This is a genomic window from Pseudomonas sp. GW822-FHT02E03 (genome assembly GCF_058802325.1).
This window is the reverse complement of sequence record NZ_JBXAOA010000007.1, coordinates 132,445-145,799: the sequence shown is the minus strand read 5'-3', so window position 1 is coordinate 145,799 and position 13,355 is coordinate 132,445. Positions and strand designations below refer to the sequence as shown.

Annotated in this window: 12 protein-coding genes; 9 read left to right on the top strand and 3 right to left on the bottom strand. The window is 59.9% G+C overall.

From position 1 onward, the window contains the following. Positions 1-43: 43 nt before the first annotated feature. Positions 44-2,428 (bottom strand): hybrid sensor histidine kinase/response regulator, encoded by a 2,385-nt coding sequence (locus AC1RQB_RS08155; RefSeq protein ID WP_063342432.1) that lies wholly within the window; start codon positions 2,426-2,428, stop codon positions 44-46. Between the two features lie 427 nt (positions 2,429-2,855). On the opposite strand from AC1RQB_RS08155, the gene AC1RQB_RS08150 reads away from it, so the two are divergent. The 4 genes from AC1RQB_RS08150 (at position 2,856) to AC1RQB_RS08135 (ending at position 6,376) form a co-directional block, all read left to right on the top strand. Next, positions 2,856-3,653 (top strand): hydroxymethylpyrimidine/phosphomethylpyrimidine kinase, encoded by a 798-nt coding sequence (locus tag AC1RQB_RS08150; RefSeq protein WP_008012635.1) that lies wholly within the window; start codon positions 2,856-2,858, stop codon positions 3,651-3,653. Between the two features lie 18 nt (positions 3,654-3,671). Then, complete coding sequence (thiE, locus tag AC1RQB_RS08145; protein ID WP_008012634.1) at positions 3,672-4,295, top strand: thiamine phosphate synthase; 624 nt, start codon at positions 3,672-3,674, stop codon at positions 4,293-4,295. Between the two features lie 18 nt (positions 4,296-4,313). Further along, positions 4,314-5,597 (top strand): glutamate-1-semialdehyde 2,1-aminomutase, encoded by a 1,284-nt coding sequence (gene hemL, locus AC1RQB_RS08140; RefSeq protein WP_063342431.1) that lies wholly within the window; start codon positions 4,314-4,316, stop codon positions 5,595-5,597. A gap of 224 nt (positions 5,598-5,821) precedes the next feature. Beyond that, positions 5,822-6,376: a tetratricopeptide repeat protein gene (locus tag AC1RQB_RS08135; protein WP_008070087.1), complete on the top strand. Its 555-nt coding sequence runs from the start codon at positions 5,822-5,824 to the stop codon at positions 6,374-6,376. 139 nt (positions 6,377-6,515) lie between these two features. On the opposite strand, the gene AC1RQB_RS08130 is transcribed toward AC1RQB_RS08135, so the two are convergent. Beyond that, positions 6,516-6,845: a DUF1820 family protein gene (locus AC1RQB_RS08130; RefSeq protein ID WP_007894425.1), complete on the bottom strand. Its 330-nt coding sequence runs from the start codon at positions 6,843-6,845 to the stop codon at positions 6,516-6,518. 134 nt (positions 6,846-6,979) lie between these two features. Here AC1RQB_RS08130 and miaB point away from each other — a divergent pair, with 134 nt between their 5' ends. The 5 genes from miaB to lnt all read left to right on the top strand — a co-directional run bounded on the left by miaB (position 6,980) and on the right by lnt (position 12,410). Continuing rightward, positions 6,980-8,308 (top strand): tRNA (N6-isopentenyl adenosine(37)-C2)-methylthiotransferase MiaB, encoded by a 1,329-nt coding sequence (gene miaB, locus AC1RQB_RS08125; protein ID WP_018925767.1) that lies wholly within the window; start codon positions 6,980-6,982, stop codon positions 8,306-8,308. Between the two features lie 214 nt (positions 8,309-8,522). Further along, positions 8,523-9,539 (top strand): PhoH family protein, encoded by a 1,017-nt coding sequence (locus AC1RQB_RS08120; RefSeq protein WP_008070090.1) that lies wholly within the window; start codon positions 8,523-8,525, stop codon positions 9,537-9,539. After that, a complete protein-coding gene (gene ybeY, locus AC1RQB_RS08115; RefSeq protein ID WP_063342430.1) occupies positions 9,532-10,026 on the top strand; it encodes an rRNA maturation RNase YbeY in 495 nt (164 codons plus the stop codon). Before AC1RQB_RS08120 ends, ybeY begins: the two co-directional genes overlap by 8 nt. Positions 10,027-10,031: 5 nt before the next feature. Beyond that, on the top strand, positions 10,032-10,871 hold the full coding sequence (locus AC1RQB_RS08110; protein ID WP_007894419.1) for a CorC family transporter: 840 nt from the start codon (positions 10,032-10,034) through the stop codon (positions 10,869-10,871). A gap of 15 nt (positions 10,872-10,886) precedes the next feature. Continuing rightward, positions 10,887-12,410 (top strand): apolipoprotein N-acyltransferase, encoded by a 1,524-nt coding sequence (gene lnt, locus AC1RQB_RS08105; protein WP_063342429.1) that lies wholly within the window; start codon positions 10,887-10,889, stop codon positions 12,408-12,410. A gap of 117 nt (positions 12,411-12,527) precedes the next feature. On the opposite strand, the gene AC1RQB_RS08100 is transcribed toward lnt, so the two are convergent. Continuing rightward, positions 12,528-13,307, bottom strand: a complete 780-nt coding sequence (locus AC1RQB_RS08100) for a YdcF family protein (RefSeq protein WP_008070093.1) — start codon at positions 13,305-13,307, stop codon at positions 12,528-12,530. Positions 13,308-13,355 lie beyond the last annotated feature (48 nt).

Genomic DNA, 13,355 nt, shown 5'->3' with positions numbered 1-13,355 from the left:
CAGTTAAGCACCGCCCCGAGGTTGAACAAAGTGGCATATCTGCCTAACTGTCGGCGCTTTCGCCTTGCCCCGGACAGAGCACCCGCCGATAGAGCGCCGCCTGCAAATCTTCGAATTTCACCGGTTTGCTCAGGTAATCGACCAAGGTGTCGCTTGGGCAATAGGCCCGATCCGCACTCTGGGCAATCATGAACACGGGTAATTCGGCACAACCCGGCAAGGCGCGGATCCGACCACAGATCGAGGCGCCGTCCAGTGGCGGCAGCTGACAGTCGAGCAGCGCCGCATCAACGGTTTCACGCTGCAAAAGATCGAGCGCAGCGACGCCGCTGTCAGCTGTGCGCACCCGGAACCCCAGCTTGAGCAACATGCCACGCATCACCAATTGATTGATGCTGTTGTCATCGACCAGCAACACCGTGCAGTCCTGAGGCAAACGCAGGCCGGTGGTTTGCCGGGTGATTGCGGGCGCAGATTCCACCACCGGCAACGGCAGCTCGAACTCGACGTCCAGTTGAAAGCGACTGCCGCGACCCGGTTCCGAGCGATGGCTCAGGCGCCCGCCGAGCAATTCGACCAGTTGCCGACAAATGGCCAGGCCAACACCCAAGCCACCGTATTCACGGGTCATCGAGCCGTCGACCTGAAAAAAGCGTTGATACAGCGTTGCCTCGTCCAAATCGGTGAAGCCAATGCCGGTGTCGATCACTGCAAAGGAAAGTGCCAGCCGATCGGGCGCTACCGGCTTACCCGTCACCCGCAGCGCCAATCCGCCGATCCGGGTGAATTTGATCGCATTATCCAGCAGGCATTCCAGGCATTGCGTCAGCTTGCCGCTGTCGCCGTGCAAACGATCCGGCAGCCCGGATGTCACCTCGACCTTGAAGTCCAGCGACTTGCTCGACGCATTGCCATCGAACTGCAGACGCAAGGCCTCGACCACACTGCGCAAACTGAATGTATCCGGATAGACCTTGAGCTTGCCGGCCTGCAATTCGGTCAGGGTGAGGATGCCGTTGACCATGCGCATCATGTCCCGCGCCGAACCGGCGGCCGTTTGTTGATATTGCTCCAGCTCAGGGTTCATCTCGACGGTCTGCATCAGCTCCAGCGAACCGATCACACCATTCATGGGCGTGCGCAGTTCGTGGGTCAGGGTGGCGAGGAATTCGTCCTTGAGCTTGTTACTGTGAGCCAGTTGCTGGTTCAACACTTCGAGCTTCTGGCCGGCATCAAACAGCGTTTGCGCCTGTTGCTCGCGCATGGCGTTGATGCGATCGGCCAGGGCCAGGGACAGCAGCGCCACTTCGATCGCCGAGCCGATCTGGCTGGCGTACATGGTCAGGAATACGTTGGGTAAATAACCCAGCACCATCAGGGTATTGACCACGCCACCGAGCAGGAACGCCGACCAGGCAATGATGAAATACCGCGCGACCCGCAGGCCACGCCACCAGGCGAAAATCCCGGCGGCGAAAATCACCACGGTAAAGACCAACGCCAGCAACGTCGCCAGACGCAGGGCCAGGGCGTAATTGGTCATCAATGACAATCCGACCACCAGCGCACTGAACGCAATCAACGCCAGCAGCAAACGGTCGAGCCAGCGACTGTGGGTGGCCGTCTGCAAGAAGCTGCGGGCGAACTGGCTGCCGAACAATCCTGAACAGCCGATGAAGAACGGCGTCGCAGCGTTCGCCCACCAGGGATTGTTCGGCCAGAAATACTCCACGGCCGCACCATTCACCGACAGCTGATACAAGCCGAACGAGGCGATATAGACGATGTAATAGAGGTAGCTGGTGTCGCGCACGCTGAGAAAGATGAACAGGTTGTAGACCAGCATCCCCAGCAACACACCGTAAATCAGCCCCAGCACATAGAGCCGGACCGGCTGCTCTTCGAGGTAAGCGGTGCTCGACCACAACGTAACGGGCGCCTGAACCGAGCCTTGGCTTTGCAGGCGCAAATACACGGTTTGCGCCTGCTCGGGCACAAAGTTCAGACCAAACAGATAGTTGTTCTGGCGGATCTCGCGAGTGGCGAACGGCAACGCATCGCCGGTCTGTCGGACCAATTGATAGTCACCGCCAGCATCGGGCAAGTACAGATCAAGATGATCGAGGGGCGGATAAGCCAGCTCCAGCAACCAGGACCGTTGCGCCGACGGGTTGGTGGGGCGGTAATGCAGGTCGATTTTCAGCCAGAACGCCGAACGCGAATAACCGGCGTTCAGAGTGGCTTTATCATGAGGTTTGAACTGCCCGGCCGCCGCTTGCGCACGGACATCGGCGATGGTCGCCTGACCGCCCGCGTCTTCATAAACCTGCATCGTTCGGCCCAGGGGAAGGCTCTGGGTGAACTCGTCGAATTCGACGGCGCTCGCCAGGAGGGGCAAGCACAACAGCAATATCAGCAAATAGCGCATTTAAGCCCCAGCGTGGCCTGTCCGGTTCTGTCAGGAAGCCCCCCATTCCTTTTGAGTAGACGTAAAACCGGTATTACCTGTTATTGGTTTGGATCCACTCTAGCATAGCCGTTGGTGGCCATTGAACACCATTGAAATTTTTCCTGAAAAGGCTCTAGAACAAGCGTTCCAGCTCTATACATTGAGTTAGAGCTGTTGGCTTGGTCAGGTTGTGACAATGCCTCAGTGCGTAGCCATTACTTGTGGCGAGGGGGCTTGCCCCCGTTGGGGTGCGAAGCGCCCCCTTTGCCTTCTGTCTGGAACACCGCGTCGGCAGGTTTACGACTGCTTCGCAGCCGAACGGGAGCAAGCTCCCTCGCCACAATGTATCGACCGGACTGGACGTCGCAACACCCGAAAAACATGTTTGGTGGTAAGCTCGCGCACCATGAATATCTACAGCTCTCGCCCCGTTGTCCTCTGTCTCTCCGGCCACGACCCTAGTGGTGGCGCCGGCTTGCAGGCAGATATCGAAGCCCTGCTCGCTCAGGGTTGTCATGCGGCTCCGGCCGTCACCGCCCTGACCGTGCAAGACACGGTCAACGTCACTGACTTCCGCGTTCTCGATCGCGAGTGGGTGTTGGCCCAGGCCAACGCCGTGCTCAATGACTCCGAAGTCGCCGCCGTCAAACTGGGCATGCTCGGTTCCCTGGAAATGGTCGACACCGTAGTCGAACTGCTTTCAGCGCACCCGCATTTGCCGGTGGTCTGCGACCCGGTGCTGCGTGCCGGCGGCGGTGGACGACTGGGCAAGGACGAAGTCGGCTACGCCATGCGCGAACGCCTGCTGCCGCTGTCGATCATTGCCACCCCCAACCTTCCCGAAGCCCGCATTCTCGCCGAACTGCCCGAAGGCACCGCGGACGAGTGCGCTGAAAAACTTCTGCCATTCGTCAAACACCTGCTGATCACCGGCGGTCATGGCGACGAACACGAAATACACAATCGCCTGTACAGCCGCGACGGTCGCCGCGAAACCTTTACCTGCCAGCGCCTGCCCGGCAGTTATCACGGTTCCGGTTGCACGCTGGCCAGCGCCCTCGCCGGTCGTCTGGCCCAGGGCGAACACCTCGCCAGTGCCGTAAAGAGCGCGCTTGACTACACTTGGCGCACCTTGCGTGATGCGGAGCAGCTGGGCAAAGGCCAGTTCGTACCGCGCCGCTTGCCACTGGACTTCTGTTCGTAACGCCATGAGGCTTGTCCGATGAAACTACGTGGCCTGTACGCCATTACCGACAGCCAGTTACTGGCCGGTAAATTTCTTTCGTACGTGGAGGCGGCGCTCGAGGGCGGCGTCACCCTGCTGCAATACCGCGACAAGAGCAGTGACGAGGCCCGCCGCCTGCGCGAGGCCGAAGCCCTGCGCGATCTGTGCGAACGCTACAAAACCCAGCTGATCATCAACGATGACGCCGAACTGGCCGCGCGCCTGAACGTCGGCGTGCACCTGGGCCAGACCGATGGCCCGCTGATGCCGGTTCGCGCACTCCTCGGTCGTCAGGCGATCATCGGTTCGACCTGCCACGCGCAACTCGAACTCGCCGAACAAGCCGCCAAAGAAGGCGCCAGCTACGTCGCCTTCGGCCGCTTCTTCAATTCCAACACCAAGCCCGGCGCACCGGCCTGCAGCCTCGAACTGCTTGATCAGGCGCGCAGCAAACTGCACCTGCCGATCTGCGCGATCGGCGGCATCACACTGGACAACGCTGCGCCACTGGTGGCTCACGGGGTCGACCTGCTGGCGGTGGTGCATGGTCTGTTTGGCGCCGAGAGCACGGCTGAAGTGACACGCCGTGCCCGCGCCTTTAACGAATTGTTCAAATCCTGATTTTTTGAGAGCCCGATCATGTCTCGTTCCGAAACCCTGTTTGCCAATGCCCAGAAACACATTCCCGGAGGCGTGAACTCGCCTGTTCGTGCGTTCAAGAGTGTTGGCGGCACGCCGCTGTTCTTCAAACACGCCGAAGGCGCCTACGTCACCGACGAAGATGACAAGCGTTATGTGGATTACGTCGGTTCCTGGGGGCCGATGATTCTCGGCCACAGCCATCCGGACGTGCTGGACGCGGTGCGCAAACAGCTGGAACACGGCCTGTCCTACGGCGCCCCGACCGCGATGGAAACCGAAATGGCCGATCTGGTCTGCTCGATCGTGCCGTCAATGGAAATGGTGCGCATGGTCAGCTCCGGCACCGAAGCGACCATGAGCGCCATCCGCCTGGCCCGAGGCTTTACCGGCCGTGACAGCATCATCAAGTTCGAAGGCTGCTACCACGGCCACTCCGACAGCCTGCTGGTCAAGGCCGGTTCCGGCGCCCTGACCCAAGGCGTGCCGAGCTCGGCCGGTGTACCGGCGGCGTTCGCCAAACACACCCTGACCCTGCCGTTCAACGATATCGACGCGGTAGCAACCATGCTCGCCGAAGTCGGCCAGGACGTGGCCTGCATCATTGTCGAGCCAGTGGCCGGCAACATGAACTGCGTACCGCCGGCACCGGGCTTCCTCGAAGGCCTGCGGACCCTGTGCGACAAGCACGGCGTGGTGCTGATTTTCGACGAAGTGATGACCGGTTTCCGTGTCGCCCTCGGTGGCGCCCAAGCCCATTACGGCGTCACGCCGGACCTGAGCACCTTCGGCAAGATCATCGGTGGCGGCATGCCGGTTGGCTGCTTCGGCGGCAAACGCAAGATCATGGAGCAAATCGCGCCACTGGGGCCGGTCTACCAGGCCGGCACATTGTCGGGGAACCCGCTGGCGATGGCGGCTGGCTTGACCACCCTGCGCCTGATCAATCGTCCTGGTTTCCACGCCGAGCTGAGCGACTACACCAGCCGCCTGCTCGATGGCCTGCAGCAGCGCGCCGACGCCGCCGGTATTCCGTTCGTGACCACTCAGGCCGGCGGCATGTTCGGTCTGTACTTCAGCGGTGCCGACGACATCGTGACCTTCGATGACGTGATGGCCAGTGATGCCGGCCTGTTCGGGCGTTTCTTCCACCTGATGCTGGAAGGCGGCGTGTACCTGGCGCCAAGCGCCTTCGAAGCCGGCTTCACCTCGATCGCCCACGGCGAAACCGAGTTGAAACTGACACTGGACGCCGCCGAACGTGCATTTGCCGCACTGAAATAAAGTGGTAACGCTGACGTTGGCGATTGCCAGCGTCAGCTTTCACCTACATTCGCGCCCTTTTTCCTACTCATCTGCCAATAATTCCCCGCAAAGTGGGCGATATATTCCCCGTGCAGCAGAAAAACGAGTAAAGACTTTGTAAGGTTGGCCCTGCTTATTTCATAATGCGCGCTTATTGGATCCCTCGATGGGTCCACGCGCCCCTCAGAGGTAAGTCGATTCCCATGAACCGCACCGGCCGCACCCTTGCATTGGGCTGCCTGTTGCTCCTTCAGCCCCTGCTCGCGCTCGCACAAGCAGGCGGCAACTCGTTGTTGATCCCGGCGATGGGTCGCTGCACCCTCAATACTCAGCCGCAAGACCTGACGCAAGCGCTCGCCGCCTGTCAGAAAGCGTCGGATGAAGGGGATGCGCAAGCGCAATACGAGTTGGGTGAGTTCTACTACGACGGCAAAAACGCGCCGCGCGACCTCAATCAAGCCCTGAGCTACTTCGAAAAGGCCTCGCTGCAAGGCCACGCCCAGGCGCAATTCAAACTTGGCACCATGTTCTTCCATGGCGAAGGCGTACCGGCCAATAACGTTCAGGCGTATATCGTGCTGAAAATGGCCGCGGTCAACGGTGCCGAAGAGGCGCTGGACACCGCCGACGAAGTCGCCGAAAAAATGCCCCGCGAAGATCTGGAAGTCGCTACCCAGGTGCTGGGGCAAATTTTCCGTAAATACCTGATGGAATTGCAGAGCGCCGATGGGCGTACGCCGTTTTCGCCACTGCCTTGAATTCTGCTTCGATCTTTTTGGCCCCTTCGCGAGCAAGCCCGCTCCCACATTGGATCTCCAGTGTTCACAAATCATGTGTTCACATAGGATAACTGTGGGAGCGGGCTTGCTCGCGAAGGAGGCGACTCGGTCTCGAAAACTACTTCTCAGGCATCGGCATCGGAAACGGCATGACATTGCCGACCGCGCCACGGGCTTCGCTGATTTTCGGGGTGCCCAGGCGCTCGACCTCGTCGATGCGCACGATCGAATGCATCGGCACAAAACTGCGCACAACGCCTTCGAACTGAGCCTTGAGCTTCTCTTCGCTCGGATCGACGACCACTTGCGTGCGCTCGCCAAAGACGAACTCTTCCACTTCCAGGAAGCCCCACAGATCACTTTGATAGATCTGCTTGGCGTACATTTCGTACACCTGGCCCTGATTGAGGAAAATCACCTTGTAGATTGGAGCTTCACGTTTGGTCATGGTGGGCGGGTAACACATCGGGGATAAAAATGAGGGCGCGAACTATAGCATAGCCGCCGGACGCGCAACGGTAGGAACCTTGGTGCATGTTCCCTATAATGCGCGGTTCTTTGAATCACGTGATGACTCTATCCATGGCCAAGAAGCTTTACATCGAAACCCACGGTTGCCAGATGAACGAGTACGACAGCTCGCGCATGGTCGATCTGCTGGGTGAACACCAGGCCCTGGAAGTCACCGCTCGCGCTGAAGACGCCGACGTGATCCTGCTCAACACCTGCTCGATCCGCGAACGCGCCCAGGACCGGGTGTATTCCCAGCTGGGTCGCTGGCGCGAATTGAAACTGGCTAACCCGGAAATGGTCATCGCCGTCGGCGGTTGCGTGGCCAGCCAGGAAGGCGCGGCCATTCGTGACCGCGCTCCATACGTCGATGTGGTATTCGGCCCGCAGACCCTGCACCGCCTGCCGGAAATGATCGACGCCGCGCGCGCTACCAAGCTGCCGCAAGTTGACGTCTCGTTCCCGGAAATCGAAAAATTCGACCACTTGCCCGAGCCGCGCATCGACGGGCCGAGTGCTTACGTGTCGGTCATGGAAGGCTGCAGCAAGTACTGCACTTTCTGCGTGGTGCCTTATACCCGCGGTGAAGAAGTCAGCCGACCGTTCGACGACGTGATTGCCGAGATCATTCACCTGGCCGAAAACGGCGTGCGCGAAGTGACCTTGCTGGGGCAGAACGTCAACGGTTATCGCGGCACCACTCACGATGGTCGCCTGGCTGATCTGGCGGAATTGATCCGGGTAGTAGCCGCTGTCGATGGCATCGACCGGATCCGCTACACCACCTCGCACCCGCTGGAATTCTCCGACAGCCTGATCCAGGCCCACGCCGACGTACCGGAGCTGGTGAAACACCTGCATTTGCCAGTGCAATCAGGTTCCGACCGGATCCTCGCGGCGATGAAGCGCAACCACACCGCGCTGGAGTACAAATCCAAACTGCGCAAGTTGCGGGCTGCCGTGCCGGGGATCTGCATCAGTTCCGACTTTATCGTCGGTTTCCCGGGCGAGACCGAAAAAGACTTCGAACAGACCATGAAGCTGATCGAAGACGTCGGTTTCGACTTTTCCTACTCGTTCGTTTATAGCCAGCGTCCGGGCACGCCGGCCGCCGATCTGGCCGACGAAACGCCGGAAGAACTGAAAAAAGAACGTTTGAACGCCCTGCAACATCGCCTCAACCAGCAAGGTTTCGAGATCAGCCGACAAATGGTGGGCTCCATTCAGCGGATTCTGGTAACCGATTATTCGAAAAAAGACCCCGGTGAACTGCAAGGCCGGACCGAGAATAATCGCATCGTCAACTTCCGCTGCGACAATCCGACCCTGATCGGCCAGTTCGCCGACGTGCACATCGATGCCGCGCAACCGCACTCGCTGCGGGGCTCGCTGATCCAATAACACCGTATTCCCCTTGTGGGAGCGGGCTTGCTCGCGAAAGCGGTGTGTCAGCCACACTAATGTCGACTGACACTCCCTCTTCGCGAGCAAGCCCGCTCCCACAGAGATCGCGCCAGACCATGAATCACATTGGTCCGTATAAGAGCTTTCGTACCCAGGCGACTGGCGCTATCCTTTATTCATCATAATTGCCCCAGGGCGGCTAAATACGACCTTGAACGCACCCATAGAACCACATCGTTTCATCCTCGAGCCTTTTGAAGCTCGCCGCTTCGCCAATCTGTGCGGGCAATTCGACGAGCATCTGCGCTTGATCGAACAGCGCCTCGCGATCGAGATCCGCAACCGCGGAAACCAGTTCGAACTGATCGGCGAACCCAAGCACACCACCTCCGCGGAAAACCTGCTGCGCCGCCTGTACCGGGAAACCAAAGGTACCGAGCTATCGCCAGACATGGTTCACCTGTTCCTGCAGGAATCGGCCGTCGAGGAACTGGACAACCATTCCCCCGCCGAACCGTCCGTCGCCTTGCGCACCAAGAAAGGCATGATTCGCCCTCGCGGCTTGAATCAGGTGCGCTATGTGAAGGAAATCCTCGGTAACGACATCAACTTCGGCATCGGCCCGGCCGGTACCGGCAAGACCTATCTGGCCGTTGCCTGCGCGGTAGACGCGCTGGAACGCGAGCAGATTCGCCGTATTCTGCTGGTTCGTCCGGCGGTTGAAGCGGGCGAAAAGCTCGGCTTCCTGCCCGGCGACCTGTCCCAGAAAATCGACCCGTACCTGCGCCCGCTCTATGACGCGCTCTACGAAATGCTCGGCTTCGAATACGTGGCCAAGCTGATCGAGCGTCAAGTGATCGAAGTCGCGCCGCTGGCCTACATGCGCGGTCGTACGCTGAACAACAGTTTCATCATCCTCGACGAAAGCCAGAACACCACCGTCGAGCAGATGAAGATGTTCCTGACCCGCATCGGCTTCGGCTCCACTGCGGTCATCACCGGTGACATCACCCAGGTCGACCTGCCGAAAGGCACCAAATCCGGGCTGCATCATGTGATCGAGGTGCTCAAAGACGTTCCGGGGATCAGCTTCACCCACTTCATGCCCAAGGACGTGGTGCGCCATCCGTTGGTGCAACGCATTGTCGAGGCCTATGAGCGCTTCGAAAATCGCATAGCCGACGAAACGGCGAAGCCCTCTCCCAAGGACACTCGCCCCGATGCTTGAGCTTGACCTGCAACTGGCTACCGAAGCGTCTGCCCCAAGCGAAGCCGAATTCCGACAATGGTGCGAACTGGCCCTGCGCCAGCGTACTGCCGACTCCGAAATGACCATCCGTCTGGTCGACGAAGAGGAAGCCCGCGAACTGAACTTCACCTGGCGGCAGAAAGACTACGCCACCAACGTTTTGTCATTTCCGGCCGATGTCCCCGATGAGTTTCTCGACATTCCCTTGCTCGGCGATCTGGTGATCTGCGTAGCAGTGGTGGAGCGCGAAGCGGCGGAACAAGGCAAGGAAGTAAAGGCCCACTGGGCGCATCTGGTCATTCACGGCTGCTTGCATCTGCTTGGTTACGACCATATAGATGACGATGAAGCCGAAGAAATGGAAGCACTGGAACGAACGTTGCTTGCAGAGTTGGGTCATCCAGACCCTTATGCGGACGACGAAACAGACACATCCCCAATCGTAACAACAAAGGATTCAGAGTAATCGCTATGAGCGAAGATCGATCGAGCAACGGGCAGAAGTCATGGCTGGGTAAGCTCACCCAGGCTTTTGCCCACGAGCCGAAAAACCGCCAGGAGCTGCTGGAGCTGCTGCGCGATGCACATCAAAACAAGTTGCTGGACAGCGAAGCGCTGGCCATCGTCGAAGGCGCCATCCAGGTTGCAGACCTGCAAGTACGGGACATCATGGTCCCGCGCTCGCAGATGATCAGCATCAAGGCGACCCAGACACCTCGCGAGTTCCTGCCGGCCGTGGTCGACTCGGCCCACTCCCGCTACCCGGTGATCGGCGAAAGCCACGATGACGTGATGGGTGTGTTGCTGGCCAAGGACTTGCTGCCGTTGATCCTCAAGGAGAACGGCGACAGCTTCAACATCAAGGACCTGCTGCGCCCGGCCACGTTCGTGCCCGAGTCCAAGCGCCTGAATGTGCTGCTGCGCGAGTTCCGCGCCAACCATAACCACATGGCCATCGTCATTGACGAATACGGCGGCGTGGCCGGTCTGGTGACCATCGAAGACGTGCTGGAACAGATCGTCGGCGACATCGAAGACGAGCACGACGTCGAAGAAGACAGCTACATCAAGCCGCTGCCCAGCGGTGACTTCCTGATCAAGGCCCTGACGCCGATCGATAACTTCAACGAGTTCTTCGACAGCGAATTCTCCGACGATGAATTCGACACCGTCGGTGGCTTGGTGATGAGCGCGTTCGGGCACTTGCCAAAACGCAACGAAATCACTGAAATCGGCGCCTATCGCTTCCGCATCCTGAACGCCGACAGCCGTCGGATTCACTTGCTGCGTCTGACACCTATTGCCCGGTAAAAATTAAGGAAAGAAATGCACTGGATGACCCGCCCCGGCTGGCCCGGTAACCTGCTGGCCGTGGCGGCCGGTGCACTCACCACTCTGGCCCTGGCGCCGTTCGATATCTGGCCGCTGGCCTTGCTGGCGGTCGGTTTCTTTTACGCCGGTTTGCGCGAACTGAGCCCCCGTCAGGCCTTGGGCCGTGGCTGGTGTTTCGGTTTCGGCCTGTTTGCCGCAGGCACCAGTTGGATCTACTACAGCATTCACAACTTCGGCGGCGCATCTGTACTGTTGGCCGGGTTCTTGATGCTGCTCTTCACTGCAGCGATTGCCTGGTTCTTCGCCCTGCCCGCCTGGATTTGGGCGCGCTGGCTGCGCCGTAACGAAGCGCCGCTGGCCGATGCCTTGGCATTTGCGGCGTTGTGGGTGGGTCAGGAAGCCTTTCGCGGCTGGTTCCTTACCGGTTTCCCATGGCTCTATTCCGGCTACAGCCAGCTCGATGGCCCACTGGCCGGGCTCGCGCCGGTCGGCGGAATGTGGCTGATTTCCTTCACCCTGGCTCTGACGGCCGCTCTGATCTACAACGCGGCGCGCCTGGTGCGCACTGGACGTAAAGGCTTCATCGCTGTCGGCGTGTTGCTGCTGGCTGGCCCTTGGGTGGCCGGCATGGCACTCAAGGAACATGCCTGGACCAGCCCCGCAGGCGCACCACTGAGCGTCGCGGCGATTCAGGGCAACATCGAACAAAGCATGAAGTGGGATCCGTCGCAGCTCAATGCGCAGTTGGCGCTGTACCGCGACATGAGTTTCAGTTCCAAACGCGTCGACCTGCTGATCTGGCCGGAAACCGCGGTCCCGGTGCTCAGGGAGTCCGCCGAGGGCTACCTGAACATGATGGGAAGCTTCGCCGCCGAGCGTAAATCCGCGCTGATCACCGGCGTGCCGATTCGCCAGGAACTCCATCACCAAAAGCGCTATTTCAACGGCATTACCGTCGTCGGTGAAGGCGATGGCACTTACCTGAAGCAGAAACTGGTGCCGTTCGGCGAATACGTGCCACTGCAAGAAGTCTTGCGCGGCCTGATTGCCTTCTTCGACCTGCCGATGTCCGACTTTGCCCGTGGGCCGGCCGATCAAGCGCTGCTGCAAGCCAAGGGTTATCAGATCGCGCCGTTCATCTGCTACGAAGTGGTCTACCCGGAATTTGCCGCCAGCCTCGCCGCCCGTAGCGATTTGCTGCTGACCATCAGCAACGACACCTGGTTCGGCACCTCGATCGGCCCGCTGCAGCATTTGCAGATGGCGCAGATGCGCGCACTTGAAGCCGGCCGCTGGATGATCCGCTCCACCAATAACGGCGTGACCGGCCTGATCAACCCGTTTGGCCAAATCACTGCGCAGATCCCGCAGTTCGAACAAGGCATTCTGTATGGCGAAGTGGTGCCGATGCACAACCTGACGCCCTACCTGGAATGGCGTTCGTGGCCGTTGATCATCAGTTGCGTGCTGTTGTTTGGTTGGGCGTTGGTTGCGAACCGGATGGCGAAGACCGTTTAAAGCTTCGCGAGCAAGCCCGCTCCCACAGTAGATCTGCGGCGAACACAGTATGTGTGAACACTCGAGATCCAATGTGGGAGCGGGCTTGCTCGCGAAGACGGCATCACAGGCACAATATCAATCGGGGTCGACATCGCCTCGATAAAACAACGAATACCCGATCTGCCCCACCGCCTCATTCATCAGCTGCCCGCTCTGCCAGATCGATTTGAACTCCGGCATCCAGCCACCCAGCGGCCGGGCATTGTCCACGCCTAAAAACCCTACTGGCGCGGGCACCACCTCAAATCCCGCCTGCTGGAAACTCCAGACCGCTCGCGGCATGTGCCAGGCCTGAGTCACGACCACCACCCGCTTGATCCCCTCCGGCAACAATACCTGGGCGCTGAATTGCGCGTTTTCCCAGGTCGTGCGGCTGCGCCCTTCCTGCCAGCGCACCGTCACGCCAAAATCATCGAGCAATGAGTCCGCCATCAGCTTCGCTTCGGTCGGTGGCGTGCCGTAATGCAGGCCGCCGCTGGTCAGAATCGGCAAGCCGGACGCCTTGGCCAGGCGCGCGGCATAACGCTCGCGCCCCAGGCCTACACCGGTCGGCTGGTCAACGCCCCAGGCCGGGTCGCCACGCTCACGCCCTGAACCCAGCACCACGATCGCGTCCGCCCGTCGGCCCAAGGTTGCCCATTCCTCGCGCGCCAGTGGCGGCTCGCGCTCCAGGGCCTTGGCACTCCACTCCACCATCACTGGCAGGCTCATCAACCAGAAACCACCCACGCCCAGGACGAAGCACAACCCCGCCAGCCTCGGCCTTGAGCGGCGCCACCACCAGGCAAGCACCAGCAACAGCAATAAAATGCCGGGAGGCAATAGAAGTTGTTTAATGAAATAACGAAAAGGCATCGGGCATCTCCATAGATGCCCGAAGCCTAGGTGGATTGACGCCATGCG